Raw genomic sequence first — 17,193 nt, 5'->3', positions numbered from 1 at the left:
ACGACTCATGAACGATCTTGTGATCGTGTTTCCAGGTCAAGGGTCCCAGCACGCCGGGATGGGCAGGAAGTGGTTCGACGCCCACGACAGCGTCCGGGCCCGCTTCCAGGAGGCCTCCGACATCGTCGGGTACTCGGTGGCGGACCTGTGCTTCACCGCCCAGCCCAGCGAGCTGACCAAGACCATGCACGCCCAGGTCTCGCTGCTGGTCCTGAGCTATGCGATGTACGAGGTCCTGCACCAGGAGCGCGAGGTGCCCGTCTCGTTCGTGACCGGGCACAGCCTGGGCGAGATCACCGCGCTGACCGCTGCGGGGGCGCTGTCGTTCGCGGACGCGGTGCGCCTGGTGAAGGTGCGCGGCGAGGCCATGGAGGTCTGCGCGCGGGAGAGCGGCACCGGCATGATCGCCGCGCTGCGGATGTCGGCCGACGTGGTGGACAAGCACGTCGCCGAGTTCAACGCCGACGGCCACAACGTGCAGATCTCCAACTACAACACCGACACCCAGACGGTGATCTCGGGGACGGTGGACGACCTCAAGGGCATGACCGCGCACCTGGAGGAGCGCGGCGGCAAGGTCGCCAAGCTCAACGTCGCGGGCGCGTTCCACAGCACCTTCATGGCGGGCGCGGTGCCCGCGTTCACCGAGGCCGTCGAGGCCGTGGAGTTCCACGAGCCGCGGATCCCGGTCTACAGCAGCGTGACCGGTCGGCCGCACGAGGGCGTGCAGGGCATCAAGGACGCCCTCGCCGTCCAGCTCACCAGCCCGGTGCGGTGGAGCGACATCGTCGCGGAGCTGTCCGCGCGCAAGGTCGGGCTGTGGGTCGAGGTCGGTCCCAAGCAGGTGCTCAAGAAGATGGTGTCGGGCGTGGTCACCGGGGCCGACGTGCTCAACCTCGACGAGGAGGCCGACAAGGTCCACGCCGCGGTGGACCGGCTCATCGAGGCCAAGAAGCGCGAGCCCGGGCTCGTCGGGCTGTGCATGGGCGCGGCGGCCGCGACCAGGAACCGCAACTTCGACGACGACGAGTACGCCGCGGGCGTGGTCGCCCCGTACCGGCGGCTCCAGGAGCTGGGACAGCTCGTCGAGGCCGGGGCGGAGCTGACCGACGAGCAGAAGCGGGCCGCGCTGGACCTGCTGTTCACGATCATGCGCACCAAGGGGGTCCCCGAGGACGAGCAGCAGGACCGCGTCCTGTCCATCCTCCGCCGCACCGGTGACACCGGCCTCCACGTGACCACGGGAGCTCCGTTACATGACGTCCCTGCTTAACCTCGACTCCCTGGACCTGGGCCCGGACCCGGACGGCTCCGGGGTCCAGGTCACCCGCGCCGCGGCGGCCCCCGCGCCCGTGGCCATCATCGGGATGAGCGGCCGGGTCGGGCACGCGGCGGACCTGGCCGGGTTCTGGGCGATGCTGCTGCGCGGCGAGGAGGGCCACCGCGACCTGTCGCCGGAGCGGCGCGCCGACGTCGAGGCCTACCTCGCCGCCCGCGGCGCGCGGCTGCCGATCGCCGCGGAGCGCTACGTCGGCGGCACCCGGCTGCCCTCGCTGGCCGGGTTCGACCACCGCTTCTTCGGGCTGTCCCCGCAGGAGGCCAGGATGGTCGACCCGAACCAGCGGATCTTCCTGGAGACCGCGTGGGCGGCGCTGGAGGACGCGGGCTACCTGAACAAGGAGGCCCACGGCGAGAAGGTCGGCGTCTACGCGGGCATGTCGACCGACTTCGGCGAGGACTACCGGGCGGTGATCCAGGCGGTCACCCCCGACGCCCCGGAGATCTCGGTCGCGGGCAACGTCAAGTCGATGATCGGCAGCCGGATCGCCTACCTGCTCGACCTGCGCGGCCCGTCGATGCTGATCGACACGGCGTGCTCGTCCGGCCTGGTGGCCGCCTACACCGCCGTCCGCGCGATCCAGCGCGGCGAGTGCGCGATGGCGCTGGCGGGCGCGGTGAACTGCGACCTGCTGCCGATCGAGGCCGACGACGAGTCGGGCATCGGCATCAAGGACATCCAGGACACCTCCTCGGCCGACCACCGCACCCGGACGTTCGACCGGCTGGGCGACGGGACCAGCGCGGCGGAGGGCTGCGTGGTGTTCGTGCTCAAGTCCCTCGACCGGGCCCGCCGCGACGGCGACAACATCCACGCGGTGATCTTGGGCGGGGCGGTCAACCAGGACGGCGCCTCCAACGGCATCACCGCCCCCAACGTCGAGGCGCAGGCCGACCTGATCGCGGCGGCGCTCGCCGACGCCGGGGTGCGCGCCGAGCAGGTCAGCTTCATCGAGGCGCACGGCACGGCCACCAAGCTCGGCGACCCGGTCGAGGTCAGCGGGATCGAGCGGGCGTTCTCCCGGCAGACCTCGCGCAAGCAGTTCTGCGGCATCGGCTCGGCCAAGACGAACATCGGCCACATGGACAACGCCTCGGGCCTCGCGGGCTTGGCGAAGCTGGTCATGTCGCTCAAGCACCGGGTCCTCCCGGCGAGCCTGAACTTCGCCGAGCCCAACCCGAACATCGGGTTCGCGCAGAGCCCCGTCTTCGTCAACGACCGGACCGTCCCCTGGTCCGACGACGACCAGGAGACGCTCTACGCGGGGATCAACAGCTTCGGCCTCAGCGGCACGAACTGCCACCTGGTCGTGCGCAGCGCGGACCCGGTCCCCGCGCGGGAGACCGAGTCCGACTGCTTCCTGTTGCCCTTGAGCGCCCGGGACCCGCAGGCGCTCACCCGGCTGGCGCGCCGCTACCGCGACTTCCTGGCCGACAACGACGTGGACCTGGCAGACCTCAGCTTCACCGCCTCGGTCGGCAGGCTGCACCACAACCTCCGCGCGGCGTTCGTCTTCGACAGCCGCGAAGAGCTGATCGCCCTGTTGGACCGGTTCGCCGACGACGGCGAGGAGCCGGACGCGCACCGCGGCGAGTTCCGGCTCGTGGCCGAGCGGCGGGGGCCGCACGACATCACCCAGTCCGAGCACGACGAGCTGAGCCAGGCGGCGGCCGCGCTGGTCGCGGCCCCCTCGCCCGGCCGCGACGCGCTGCGCCAGGTCGCCGCCCTCTACGCCCGCGGCGCGGAGGTCGACTGGCGCCGTGCCGCGCCGGTGGGCGCGCGCCGGGTCTCCCTGCCCACCTACCCCTTCGAGCCGACCCGGTGCTGGATCGAGGCCGACGGCGCGGGCCGCCGGGGCGGTCTCACCGGCGGCGCGGACCTGGTGCGCACCCTGGACCGCGACATCTGCGTGGTGCGGCTCAACCCCGCGGGCTTCTGGGAGCTGTCCGAGCACCGCATCCACGGCGTGTGCGTCCTGCCCGGCACGGCGATCGTCGAGATGGTCGTGGAGGCGGCGCGGCGGCTCGACCTGTGCGGGCCCGCGTTCGCGTTGCGGCGCATCCAGTTCGCCGCCCCGCTCGCGGTCGTCGACGGCGAGGACAAGGAAGTGCACGTGCTGTTCGAGCCCGCGGGCGGCATCACCGTCGCCAGCCGGTCCGACGACGGCGAGTGGGTCGTCAACGCCACGGCCGAGCTGGTGCGCGGCGCCGTCCCCGGGGCGGTGCCGCCGCTGGACCTCGACGCCGTGCGGGCGCGGACGACCCAGGAGCTGGAGATCGCCGCGGGCGACGACGAGGCCAAGGGCCTGGAGATCAGCGACCGCTGGCTGGGCAGCCTGCTGGGCGGCCACGCGGACGAGGACGCCGCGGAGATCCTGTACGAGTTCGAGCTGCCCGCGCGGTACCGGTCGGAGATCGACGACTACCTGCTGCACCCGGCGCTGCTCGACGCGCTCATCAACGCCCCCAACAACCTCTACGAACAGGACCGGCTGTACCTGCCGTTCTCCTACGGCGTGCTCACGGTCCACGACCGGCTGCCCGCCAGGGTGTTCGCCCACTTCGCCAAGCGGCCCGGGTCCGTGCCCGGCCAACTGCACTCCTTCGACGTGACGGTGACCGACCCGGCGGGCCGGGTGGTGCTGGCGGTGGACGACTACTGCATCAAGTCGGCCGCCGACCTCGACATGACCGGCACCGGCGAGTACGGCTACGTCCAGGCCTACCGGGAGGCCCCGCTGCCCCCGCCGCGCCGGGGCAGCGGCGCCGTCCTGCTCTGCGGCGAGTTCGGCGATGCGCTCCCGGCCCTGGAGCGCGCGCTCGCGGCGGCCGGGCACGACCGCGTGCACCTGGCGGACGGGCAGCACCTCGACGAGCACCGCGAGTTCGCCTTCGGGCTGCTGTCCTGCGCGCAGGAGGGCGTGTCCGAGCCGGTCGAGGCGGCGTTCGCGCTCCTGCGGCTCGTCTCCGACAAGCGGTTCGCCTTCGCCGACGGGGTGCTCGCCCTGACCCGCAACGCCCTCGCCGTCACCGGCGACGAGGCCTCGGTCAACCCCGGTCAGGCCGGTGTGCTCGGCATGCTGCGGATCGCGGCGCTGGAGTACAAGACGCTGGGCATCCGCTGCCTCGACCGGGACGACCACACCGCGGCCGACCTCCTGGTCGCGGAGGCCGCCAGCGCCGGGCGGCCCCCGGTGCTGCACTACCGCGACGGGCGCCCGCACGAGCCCTACGTGCGCAAGCGCGCCATCCCGCTCAACGGCGGCGCGGCGGCCCCGCTGGCGGGCGACGGCGTGGCCGTCGTCTCCGGCGGCACCGGCGGCCTCGGCCTCGCGGTCGCCCGCCACCTGGCGCAGCGGGGCGCGCGCAGGATCGCGCTGCTGGGCTCGCCCCGGCCCGGCGTCCCGGACCCGGTGGCGGAGACGCTGGCCGACCTGCGCGACCAGGTCGACGTCCTGGAGGTCATCCGGCTGGACATGGGCGACGGGCAGGCCGTCGAGCGCGCCGTGGCCGACCTGCGCGAGCGGCACGGCCGCATCGCCGGGGTGCTGCACCTGGCCGGGCGGCCCGGGGTCGGCTTCCTCCACACCAAGGACCTCGACACCTTCCTCGACGTCTACCGGCCCAAGGCCCTGGGCGGGCTGCACCTGCACCAGGCCACGCTGGCCGACGACCTGGACTACTTCGTGGCGTTCTCCAGCGTCTCCGGGCTGCTGCCGCACCAGGGCCAGACCGACTACACCGCCGCCAACCTGGTGCTGGACAGCCTGGCCCAGCACCGGACCCGGGAGCGGCTGCCCGCGCTGAGCGTCCAGTGGCCCGCGTGGCGCGAGGTCGGGATGGCCGAGCGGATGGACGCCGTCGACGAGGACGAGGTGTTCCCGCCGCTGGACACCGCGGAGGCGGTGGACCTGCTGCGCGCGCTCATGGCGTGGTCGGACCACCCGCCCGTCGTCATGCCGGGCCGGATGCGCAAGGCCGCCCCGCCGCCGCGACGGCAGGCGGGCGCCGCGACCGGCTCCCGCGCGGTCACCCTGCACGGGTTCGACGACGTGGGCGACGTCGAACGCCGCGTCGCCGAGATCTGGGCGGAGACCCTGGGGGTGGCGGAGTTCGACGCGCACGACGACTTCGCGGGCCTCGGCGGCAACTCGCTGCTGACCTCGCAGATGCTGCGGATCTACGGCGAGCGCTTCCCGGACGTCCTCGACATCACCGACCTGTTCCGGTACACGACCATCGCCGAGCAGGCGGCCCGGGTCAGGGAACGGCTGCACACCGACGAGCCAGCCGCCGCGCCGCCCGCCGGGACGGGCGAGGGGGACATCGATCGGCTCCTGGACATGCTCGAACAGGGCGAGATCACGGTCGAACGGTCTCAAGGTTCCTGACTAGGAATGGACTCCACCATGGAAAACCTGAAGGCTTTCATCCTTGAGCAGTTCGCCAACAAGCAGATCGGCCGCGACCGCGCCAAGGGCCTGCTGCTGGAGCTCTCAGGGGCCCGTTCGCACCAGGACATCGCGGTCATCGGGCTGGCGGGGCGCTTCGCCGCGGCCAAGGACGTCCGCGAGTTCTGGGACTTCCTGCGGCTGCGCAAGCCCGGCATCCGGGACTTCCCCAAGGCGCGCAAGGACGAGATCTACGAGACGCTGCGCAACCCGTACTACACCGAGCTGATCCTCGGCGTCCCGGTCTACGAGTCCGACCTGGACAAGATCTACGCCATGAGCGGGTACCTGGACCGGATCGACCACTTCGACTCCCGGTTCTTCGGCATCCCGCCGCTGGAGGCCGACTACATGGACCCCTACCAGCGGATCGCGCTGGAGGTGGCCTACGAGGCGCTGGAGAACGCCGGGTACGGCGGCGACAGCGCCAAGGGGACCAAGACGGGGGTGTTCCTCGGCCGCGACCAGACGAACATCTCCTACTACCGGATGATCTCCGAGGGCAACCCGATGCAGCTCTCGGGCTCCTGGGAGGGCCTGGTCGCCAGCCGGATCTCCTACCAGATGGACTTCAAGGGCCCCTGCCTGATGACCGACACCGCCTGCTCGGCGGGCGCGGTCACCATCCACCAGGCCGTGCAGTCGCTGATGCTCGGCGAGTGCGACATGGCGCTGGCGGGCGGGCTCAACCTCACCCTGGGCGGGGAGACCAAGTCCGACTTCATGTCCGGGATGACGATGGACAGCGTCACCTCCGACGACAGCACCGTGCGCACCTTCGACGCCAGGGCCAACGGCACCCAGTGGGGCGAGGGCGCGGGCATCGTCCTGCTCAAGCCGCTGGAGCGCGCGCTGGCCGACGGCGACCACATCCGCGCGGTCATCAAGGCCTCGGCGATCAACAACGACGGCGCGTCCAACAGCATCACCGCCCCCAACGCGGTCATGCAGGAGCAGGTCATCCAGGACGCCTGGGCCAAGCTGGACTTCTCCCCGGAGACGATCACCTACGTCGAGGCGCACGGCACCGGCACGGTCCTGGGCGACCCGATCGAGGCCAAGGGGCTGACCAACGCCTTCCGCAAGCACACCTCGCGCAAGCAGTTCTGCGGGATCGGCTCGCTCAAGACGACCATGGGGCACATGGTCGCCGCGTCCGGCGCGGCCGCGGTCGTCAAGGTCGTCAAGGCCCTGGAGGACAAGGTGCTGGCACCCTCGGCCAACTTCGACGTCCCCAACCCCTACATCAACTTCACCGACAGCCCGCTCTACGTCAACGACCGGCTCTCGCCGTGGGAGACCGGCGGGGAGCCGCGCCGCGCGGCGATCAACTCCTTCGGCTTCATCCGCACGAACTGCCACCTGGTCCTGGAAGAGGCGCCCCGGTACGAGAGCGCGCCCCAGCACCGCGAGCGCTACTGCCTCACCGCCAGCGCCAAGACCGAGGACGCGCTGCGGGAGCTGCTGGACGGGTACTCGTCGATGCTCGCCGACTGCCCCTGGTCGCTGGCCGACATCTGCCACACCGCCAACCTGGGCCGCGGCCACTACGAGCACCGGGTCCTGGTCGTCGCCGGGTCCAAGGAGCAGCTCGCGGAGTCCATCGCCCGCCTCGGGCGCGACGGCCTGGGCACCGACGCCCAGCGGGGGATCTTCCACGGCGTGCACACCGTCGTCAGCGACCGCAAGACCGACCTCGGCCAGGGCGACATCACCGGGCAGGCGGTGAAGCGGCTGTCCAACACCGCCAACGCCCGCCTCGCCGCCTACCGCGCGCACGGCGACAGCGACGCGCTCACCGAGCTGGCCGAGGCCTACGTGCGCGGCGCCCAGGTCGAGTTCGCCGCGTACTACGAGGGCGAGACCCGCAAGCGCGTCCCGCTGCCGACCTACCCGCTGGAGAAGACCCGGCACTGGGCCAAGCCGATGAAGACCCGCGTGCAGGGCTTCGGCGGCGGCGCCGAGCACCCGTTGCTGGGCAAGGAGGTCAGTCGCACCGACGCCGAGGTCGTCTTCGAGAACACGCTCTCGGTGGAGCGGCACTGGGTGCTCTCGGACCACCGGATCGACCACCGCGCGGTCGTGCCGGGCACCACCTACCTGGAGATGGCCCGGGCGGCGTTCGCCGCCGTGGAGAACACCCAGCACCTGCGGTTCGAGAACGTGTTCTTCCGCTTCCCGCTCGCGGTGGAGGACGGGGTCGGGGCCACCGTGCGCACCCGGCTGGACCGGCTCGATGGCGGCTACGCGTTCCAGGTGCAGAGCCGGCGCGACGGCGAGTGGGTGGCGCACGTCGACGGCCGGGTGTTCGGGCTGCGCGGCAGCGAGGCCGAGCCGATGCCGGTCGTCGACGTCGCCGCGCCCCAGCGCACCGCGACCGAGGTGATGGACCCGTTCGACGGCGAGACCGACACCGGCGTGTTCCAGTTCGGCCCCCGCTGGGACTCGGTCCGCGCGGTGTGGAAGGGCGAGGCGCAAACCCTGGCCAAGCTGCGCGTCCCCGACGGCGTCGACAGCGAGACCGGGACCTACGGGCTGCACCCGGCCAAGCTCGACAACGCGGTCAACCTCACCTCCCAGAACAGCGGGCAGACGTTCCTGCCCTACCTGTACAAGAACTTCGTCCTGCACCGGCCGATGCCGGAGACGTTCTACTCGCTGATCCGCACGGTCCGCGACGACAGCCGCGACGGCGAGACGATCACCTACGACGTGGACCTGCTCGACGAGCAGGGCAGGCCGTTCGGGCGGATCACCGACTACACCGTCAAGAAGGTCGACTGGGAGCGGTTCAGCCTGGACGGGCCCCGGCGGTTCGTCGAGGCGGCGTGGGCGCAGGCCCCCGACCTCGACGCGACGGCGGGCGCGGACGCGGTGTGGGCCGCGGTGGTGCACGACTCCGACGAGGGCAGGCGGCTCGTCGAGCAGGTGCGGGCGCGGGGGCACCGGATCGTGCCGTGCTTCCTCGGCGCCGCGGCCGACCCCGAGCGCGACGTGCTCGCCGCGGACGAGGACGGCTTGCGGCTGCTGTGCGAACGGCTCGTCGCCGAGCAGGTCCACGGCGTCCTGTTCGCGACCGACGCCACCGCGGCGGCGGGCCTGACCCACGCGCAGCGGCGCTCGCTCGGCGTCGACGCCCTGTTCGAGCTGTACCGGGGCATGGTCGCGCACCGGGTCAAGCCGGTGCTCGGCCTCAAGGTGCTCGGCCGCGACGCCTGGCCGGTCGTCGACGGCGACACCGCCGTCGACCCGTACTCCGCGGCCACCGCCGCGCTCGCGGTCGTGATCGGCCAGGAGCACCAGCGCCTGCTGGTGGACGCGGTCGACGCGGGCGGGCAGGAGGACCTGGCGTTCGTGCTGCGCGAGACCCTGGGCGGGCACGGCAGCGCGCTGCGGGCGCTGCGCGGGTCGCAGACCTACGTCCGGGAGCTGCGCTACGTCGAGGCCCCCGAGGAGTCGGAGGGCTCGCTGTACGCGGGCGGGACGTTCTTGGTCACCGGCGGCGCGGGCGGCCTGGGCCTGGCCATCGCCGGGCGGATGGCCGAGGAGGGCGCCGAGCGCGTCGTCCTGCTCGGCCGCCGGGAGCTGGACGAGCCGACCGCCGAGCGGGTCGCGGCGCTGGGGGTGGCCGAGTACCACCGGTGCGACGTCTCGCGGGCCGCCGAGGTGGCGCGGCTGGGCGAGCGCCTGTGGACCGAGGGCGTCCGGTTCACCGGCATCGTGCACGCGGCCGGTGTGGCGGGCGACGGCTTCCTGGCGACCAAGGAGCGCGCGGACTTCGACGCCGTGCTCGCCCCGAAGGTCGACGGCGGCGTCGCGCTGGTGGCCCTGGCCAAGGACCACCCCGGCGCGTTCCTGGTGTTCTTCTCGTCGATCACCGCGATCATGGGCGGGCAGGGGCAGGGCGACTACTGCGGCGCCAACGCCTTCCTGGACTCCCTCGCCGCGAAGGCGCGGGCCGAGGGCGTGCGGGCGCTGTCGGTCAACTGGCCGACGTGGACCGAGGTCGGCATGGCCGCCGACTACGGCGTCGGCGACGACGCCGCGCCGTTCACCGCGGTGGGCGTGCGCGACGGCCTGGCCTGGCTCGACCACTTCCTGCGCCACCCCGGCACGGGCGCCATCCCGTCGTCGTTCAACCTCCCCGTGCTGCGGCAGTACCTCGACGAGCTGCCCTTCCAGCTCCACCCGTCCCTGCGGTCGGAGATCTCGGGCGGCGCCCGGGCGGACGAGGCCTCCGGCGGCGCGGTCACCGAGGCCCGCCTGATCGGCCTGGCGGACCCGACCCCGACCCAGCTCCGGGTGGGCGCGGTCTACGCGACCGTGCTCGGCCTCGCCGAGATCGACGTGTTCACCACCTTCCAGGACATGGGCGGCAACTCGCTGATGACCTCGCAGCTGCTGTCGCTGATCGACGAGGCGTACCCGGGCGCGGTCGACATCGCCGACCTGTTCTCGTACTCCACGATCGCCGACCTGGCCGCCTACATCGACGAGCGGGTGGGGCCGCCGGTGGTCCTCGACGAGAAGCAGGCGACGGCGGACCAGTCGCTGATGGACGTGCTCGACGAGATCGACGACCCGGAGCTGACCGCCCTGTTCGGCGAGTCAGACGGCGGTGGGGTGCGGTAGGGATGTCAAATCAGCCGGGCCAATCGGACCAGGACGTCAGGAAGGACCTCCTGCGCTACCTGCTCACGCAGGTCAAGCAGGACAAGCTGGACGTCGACCGGGCCAAGCGGTTCATCAAGGCGGTCGGCGGGGCCGAGCGCGCCGCCGACGAGCCGATCGCCGTCGTCGGCATCGCCTGCCGCTTCCCGGGGGCGCCGGACAAGGAGCGGTTCTGGGGCAACCTGGTCGAGGGCCGCGAGTCGATCGGCGACTTCCCGCCCGCGCGGGTGGAGGACCTGCGCCGGGTCGAGGGCGGGGCGGTCTCGACCAGGAAGGGCGGCTACCTCGACCGGGTCGACCTGTTCGACCCGGAGTACTTCGGGCTGCCGCCGCAGGTCGCCAAGCAGCTCGACCCGTACCACCGCAACCTCATGGAAGTCCTCGTCGAGACGATGGAGGACGCCGGGTACGCCAAGAGCGGGCTGGACGGGTCGAACGTCGGCATCTTCGTCGGCAACGACCACACCCACCGGCTGCGCGTGTCCTACCTGCCGTTCCTGTCCGAGATCGACTTCTCGGCGATGACCGGCTCGTGGTCGGGCATCCTGGCCAGCAGGCTGTCCTACCTGCTCAACCTGCGCGGCCCGGCCACGGTCGTCGACACCGGCTGCTCCTCGGGCCTGGTCGCGCTGGACGCGGCGATGAAGGCCATCCGCCAGGGCGACTGCGACACCGCGTTCGTGGCCGCGATCAACCTGCTGCTCGCGCCGACCGGGCTCGGCAACGAGACCGAGTCCGAGGACTGCCGGGTGCGCGCGTTCGACGCCGAGGCCAACGGCACGGTGTGGAGCGAGGGCGTGGCCGGGGTCTACCTCAAGCCCCTGTCGCGCGCGGTCGCCGACGGGGACCACGTCTACGGCGTGGTCCTCGCCAGCGCGGTCAACAACGACGGCCGCAGCAACGGCCTCACCGCCCCGAACGCCCAGGCGCAGAAGAGCCTGCTGGTCAGCGCGTGGAAGCGGGCGGGCATCGAGCCGGAGTCGCTGTCCTACATCGAGGCGCACGGCACCGGGACGCCGCTGGGCGACCCCATCGAGATCAAGGGGCTCACCAGCGCGTTCAGCGCGTTCACCACCAAGCGGCAGTTCTGCGCGCTCGGCTCGGTGAAGACGAACATCGGCCACACCGTCGGCGCCGCGGGCCTGGCGTCGCTGATCAAGGCCATGCTGTGCCTGGAGCGCGGGGTCATCCCGCCCTCGCTGAACTTCGACGTGCCCAACCGCTTCCTCGACCTCGCCGAATCGCCGGTCTACGTCAACGACCGGCCCCGGGACTGGGCTCGGGGGGCGACACCGCGCCGGGCCGGGGTGAGCAGCTTCAGCCTGACCGGGACGAACTGCCACGTGGTGGTGGAGGAGGCCCCGGCCCCCGCCGAGCGGGCGGCTGTCACGGGCGCGCACCTCTACCCGGTCTCCGCGCGGAACGAGGAGCTGCTGGCGAGGACGGCCGCGCTGCACCTGGACTTCCTCGACGGCCGCCCGGACCTGCGCCTCGACGACGTGTGCTTCACGATGCGGGTCGGCCGCGAGCACCAGCCCGCCCGCGCCGCCGTCCTGTGCGACAGCCGCGAGTCCCTTCGGGACGGTCTGCTCCGCTTGGCGCACGGGGATTCGTCCTCGGACAGCGGCGTGGTCGTGCTGCGCGACGCCGCGACGCCGCTGCCCGCCCGGTTCCAGCACCTCGGCGACGTGGCGGCCGGGTACCTCGCCCGCGCGCCGCGGCCGTTCGCCGCGCTCGACCGCGGCGCGGACGTCCGCCGGGTCCCGTTGCCGCCGCAGCTCTTCCAGCACGTGCGGCTGTGGGACGAGGACGTGCGCCCGAGGACGGCGCAGGCCGCCGACCCGGTGGTCGACACCGGCCTCAAGGGCGCGCTGTCCCGACCCTCGCGCCTGCGCGGCGAGGCGGCCCCGCCCCCGGCCCGCAAGGTCGCCGCCTGGGTCTGGTGCGACGTCCTGGGCTACGCCGAGCTGGACGGCGCCGACGACCTGTTCGCCCTCGGCGGCGACTCCGTCTCGTCGCTGAAGATCACGCAGGTGCTCAACGCCGGGTTCGGCCTCGACATCCCCGCCTCCACCCTGCTGGCCAAGCCCGTGTTCGACGACTTCGCGGCCGCGGTCACCGCCGACCACGGGCTCACCGACGAGCACGTCCGGACCAGGCTGACCCTGCCCGCGCCCGCCAGTGCCACTGAGAGCGCGGTCGAGGAAGCTGTCGAGGAGTACGAGCTGCCGCTCACTCCCTCGCAGCGCGGCATGTTCCTGTCCAGCCAGCTCAACGAGGACTCGGTCGCCTACAACATCAGCGGCCTGACCATCAGCCACGACCCCCTCGACGTGGCCGCGCTGGAGGCGAGCCTGCGCGTGCTCGTCCGCAGGCACGACAGCCTCCGCTCGACGTTCCACCTGGTCAACGGAGAGCCCTGCCAGCGCGTGCACGCCGACGTGCCGGTGTCGGTCGAGCACCACCGCCTGGGCGGGCTCGGCCCCGGCGAGACCCACGAGGGCCGGGCCAGGGCGCGGATGGCGGAGTTCGTCCGGCCGTTCCGGCTCGACACCGGGCCGCTGTTCCGGGTGGGCCACTTCGCCTTCGACGACGGCGTGACCTGCGTGGCCATCGACGTGCACCACATCATCACCGACGGCACCTCGATGGGCATCCTGTTCCGCGACCTGGCCACCATCGCCGCGGGCGTGGCGCCCGCGCCGCTGGCCCGCGGCTACCGGTCCGCGATCCGGGAGCTGCTGGCCCGGCAGAACGGCGTCGACCTGCTGCCGCACCGCGACCACTGGGTGGCCCAGTTCGAAGACGACGTCCCCACCCTCCAGCTCACCACGGACTGGCAGCGCACCGACGTGGCGGCGAGCAAGGGGGCGACGCACTTCGCGACCCTCGACGGGGCGACCCTCGACGCGGCGAAGCGCTACGCCCAGCGGCACAACCTGACCCTCTACATGGTCCTGCTGAGCGTGTTCCAGCAACTGCTGTCCAGGATGAGCGGGCAGCACGACGTGGTGGTCGGCGCCCCGGTGATGGGCAGGCAGGACCTGGCCCACCGGGACCTGGTCGGCATGTTCGTCACCACGCTGCCGATCCGGATCGCCGCGGCGCCCACGACCACCGTCGGGGACTACCTGGCCGGGCTCAGGGCGACCGTGCTCGACGCCTTCGAGCACCAAGCCTACCCGCTCGAGGCGCTGATCGACGAGCTCGACCCGCCGCGCGAGCCGGGGCGGCGCCCGCTGTTCGACGTGTGCTTCGTGCACCAGAACACCGACATGGGCCTGGACCACGACGACGCCGAGGTCATCCAGTACGACGACGGCAGCGCCAAGTACGACATCACCCTCACCACCCGGGAGTCCGACGGCGGCCTGCTGATCGACTGGGAGTACTCCACCGCCCTGTTCTCGGACAAGACCGCCGAGCTGCACGCGCAGCGGTACGTGACGCTGCTGCGGTCCCTGCTGGCCGCCGACGACCAGGCCGAGCTGCGCTCGCTCGACCTCATCCCCGCGCGGGAGGCCGAGCTGATCCGGCGGTTCGCCACGACCCCGACCCCGCCGCCGGAGGACGTGGGCGTGGTCGCGCTCTTCGAGCGGCAGGTCGCCGCCGACCCGGACAAGGCCGCGCTGCTCATGGGCGAGGACCGGTTGTCCTACGGCGAGCTCAACGCCAGGGCGAACCGGGTCGCGCACGGCCTCATCAGCCAGGGCCTCGCGCCGGGATCGCCGGTGGCGCTGCTGGTCAACCGCTCCTTCGACATGGTCACCGCCATCCTCGGGGTGCTCAAGGCGGGCTGCTTCTACGTCCCGCTCAACACCGAGTTCCCCGCCGAGCGCCTGCGGCTGATGGCGGCGGACTCCGGCGCGGAGGTCCTGCTGACGACCGCCTCCTGCCTGGGCCAGGCCAACGAGCTGAGCCCGGACCGGCTCCGGGTCGTGGACCTGCACGCGTGCGTGGACCTGGCGGGTACCGACACCGACCCCGGCCTCCCGAGCCGCCCCGGCGACGAGGTCTACGTGATGTACACGTCCGGGACGACCGGGGCGCCGAAGGGGTCGACGATCCGGCAGCGCGGCGTCCTGCGGGTGGTCCGCGACTCGGTCTTCTACCGCGCGGACCCGAGCGACGTGTTCCTGATGATGTCGGACTACTCCTTCGACGGCTCCGTCTACGACATGTACGGCGCGCTGACCAACGGCGGCTCGCTGGTGATCATGGACAAGGCCGACGTGCTCGACCTCGACCGGCTCGGCGCGGCGATCGAGCGGCACGCCATCACCAGCTTCTTCCTCACCGCCGCGATGTTCAACCAGGTCGTCGAGCACATCCCGGGCTCGCTGGGCAGCATCCGCCGGATGCTCTTCGGCGGCGAGGCCGCCTCCCCGGTGCACGTGCGCAAGGCCTTCGAGCTGCTTGGGCCGGGCCGGATCGCCAACGGCTACGGGCCGACGGAGAGCACGGTCTTCGCGGCCGTGCACACCTTCGACACCCTCGACCCGCGCGACGCCGTCCCCATCGGCAGCCCCATCAACGAGACCTCGCTCTGGGTGCTCGACGACCAGTTGCGGCCGCAGCCCATCGGCGTCAGCGGCGAGCTGTGCATCGGCGGTGCGGGCCTGGCCGACGGCTACCTCAACCAGGCCGAGCTGAACGCGGAGCGGTTCGTCCACAGCCCGGCTGTCCCCGGCGAGCGGCTGTACCGGACCGGCGACCTGGTCACGGTCAAGAGCAACGGCCTGTTCTACTACACCGGGCGCATCGACCAGCAGGTCAAGCTGCGCGGCTACCGGGTCGAGCTCGCCGAGGTCGTGCACGTCGCGATGGAGGAGCCCTACGTGCGGTGGGCGCACGCGGGCGTGCGCGACGGCCAGAGCCTGTGCCTGTGGGTCCGCTACGCCGACCCCGACGACCACGCGCACCGCCTGCGCGCGGCGCTGGCCCGGCGGCTGCCCAGCCACATGGTGCCCGCGTTCATCGTCGCCACCGACGTGGTGCCGCTGACCAGGAACGGCAAGCTCGACACCGCGGCGCTGCCCGCGCCCGACCTGGCGGCCTGCGCGTCGGCCAACGGCCCGGCGACCGACCTGCAACGCCGCATCGCCGCGGCGTGGTCGACCGCGCTCGGGGTCGAGGTGGCCGACGTCGACGCGAACTTCTTCGCGCTGGGCGGCGACTCGATCAAGGCGATCCAGATCGTGGCCAAGCTCAAGGACCACGACATCGCAGTGGGCGTCCCCGACCTGCTGGAGGCCCAGACCATCCGGCTGCTGGCGGAGAAGGCCGAGGCCTCGGCGGGCGCCGAGGTCGAGGTCTACGAGCAGGGGCCGCTGTCCGGCCCGGTCATCCCCGGCCCCATCCAGCACGCCTTCCTCGCCGACGCCGACAACCGGGTCCGCCTGTTCAACCAGAGCCTGCTGGTCACCACCGAGCAGGCGTGGCCGCTGGACCGGCTGGCCCCGGCCATGCGGCGGCTGGTGCGCCACCACGACATGCTGCGCGTGGCGCTCGACGAGCACGGCGGGCTGCGCATCCGCGACGTCGACAGCCCATCGCTGGTCCACGCCGAGCAGGCGCCCGCCGGAATGTCCGAAGAGGACCAGACGGCGTACCTGGCGACCTTGCAGGCGCGGGTGGACGTCCAAGGCGGTCCCGTGGTGGCGCTGGCCGCCGGGCTCGGGGAGGGCGGCACGCGGTTCGCCGTCGCGATCCACCACCTGGCCGTGGACGTCGTGTCGTGGCAGGTCCTGATCGAGGACCTGCTCACCACCGCGGCGGACCCGGACGCCGGGCTGCCCGCCAAGACGATGCCGTTCCCGCAGTGGACGGCCGCCCTGCGTGGGCACGCCGAGGACGGGGGCTTCCGCCCGCAGCTTCCCTACTGGACCGAGCTGGCCGAGAGCGCGGCCGGAAGCGCCGTGTTCGACGAGGGCGACCTGGCGCGCGGCGAGACTGTCGCCGAGGTCGTCCGGCTCGTCGAGGACGACGGCTTCTCCCTGCTCGACGCCGCGCGCACCGCCCACGGCGCCACCCCGGCCGAGACGCTGATCGCGGTCCTGGCCCGCGCGCTGGCCACGATGACCGGCCGCGACCGGGTCCTGCTCAACCTGGAGGGCCACGGCCGCGAGGCGTTCGCGGGCATCCCCGACCTGAGCCGCACGGTGGGCTGGTTCACCAGCACGTTCCCGCACCTGGTCCAGGTCGGCGAAGGCATCGACGGACCCGCGGACACCGTCGAGGCCGTGCGCCGCTCGTTCGAGCGGTTGCCGGACAAGGGGTTCGGGTTCGGCGCGCTGCTGCGGCTGGATTCCGGCCTCGGCGACGGCAGGGCCGCGCTGGCGGGCATCCGCCCCGAGGTCAGCTTCAACTACCTGGGCGACCAGGACGCCGGCGGCGACCTCGCCGTCACGCACCTGCCCGCCGACCTCAGCACCGGGGCCGACCACCGCTCGCCGTTCGCGCTGGACGTCATCGCGTCCCGCACGCGGCAGGGGGTGCTCGTCGAGGTGCGCTACCCGAAGACCTGGCGCGGCCGCGCGGACCGCGACGTCGCCGCGCTCGTCCGTTCCACCTTCGAGGAGTTCCGCGAGGCCCTGCGCGCGGGCGACCGGCGGGGGTTCGCCACTTCGCCGTCGATCCGCCAGGACGTCCTCGACGACATCCTCGTCGACCTCATGGGCGGTGGCTGAGTGACCGAGACAACGGCCGAGAACCGGCGCAGTGGAGGAGCAGC

General features: G+C 72.5%; 4 protein-coding genes. All 4 read left to right on the top strand.

The genetic code is table 11. The annotated features are described in order from the left end of the window. Positions 1-7 precede the first annotated feature (7 nt). Genes GCL84_RS00735 through GCL84_RS00720 form a run of 4 tightly spaced genes read left to right on the top strand, consistent with a single transcriptional unit; the run spans position 8 to position 17,149 of the window. On the top strand, positions 8-1,273 hold the full coding sequence (locus GCL84_RS00735) for an ACP S-malonyltransferase (RefSeq protein ID WP_156753358.1): 1,266 nt from the start codon (positions 8-10) through the stop codon (positions 1,271-1,273). Continuing rightward, a complete protein-coding gene (locus GCL84_RS00730) occupies positions 1,257-5,729 on the top strand; it encodes a type I polyketide synthase (protein WP_156753357.1) in 4,473 nt (1,490 codons plus the stop codon). The genes GCL84_RS00735 and GCL84_RS00730 overlap by 17 nt, the downstream gene beginning before the upstream one ends. Before the next feature lie 18 nt (positions 5,730-5,747). Next, entirely contained in the window at positions 5,748-10,421 is a 4,674-nt protein-coding gene (locus GCL84_RS00725) for an SDR family NAD(P)-dependent oxidoreductase (protein ID WP_156753356.1), read from the top strand. Between the two features lie 2 nt (positions 10,422-10,423). Next, positions 10,424-17,149, top strand: coding sequence for a non-ribosomal peptide synthetase (locus tag GCL84_RS00720; protein ID WP_156753355.1), 6,726 nt, complete (start codon positions 10,424-10,426; stop codon positions 17,147-17,149). Positions 17,150-17,193 lie beyond the last annotated feature (44 nt).

It is taken from the genome of Actinokineospora pegani (assembly GCF_009745975.1).
Taxonomy (GTDB): Bacteria; Actinomycetota; Actinomycetes; order Mycobacteriales; family Pseudonocardiaceae; genus Actinokineospora; species Actinokineospora pegani.
The sequence above is the reverse complement of the archived record's forward strand: the minus strand, read 5'-3'. Positions and strand labels throughout refer to the sequence as shown.

Bases quoted from the DNA above. Each gene is read 5' to 3' on its own strand.
- GCL84_RS00735 (WP_156753358.1), top strand. From the start codon at position 8: ATGAACGATCTTGTGATCGTGTTTCCAGGTCAAGGGTCCCAGCACGCC.
- GCL84_RS00730 (WP_156753357.1), top strand. From the start codon at position 1,257: ATGACGTCCCTGCTTAACCTCGACTCCCTGGACCTGGGCCCGGACCCG.
- GCL84_RS00725 (WP_156753356.1), top strand. From the start codon at position 5,748: ATGGAAAACCTGAAGGCTTTCATCCTTGAGCAGTTCGCCAACAAGCAG.
- GCL84_RS00720 (WP_156753355.1), top strand. From the start codon at position 10,424: ATGTCAAATCAGCCGGGCCAATCGGACCAGGACGTCAGGAAGGACCTC.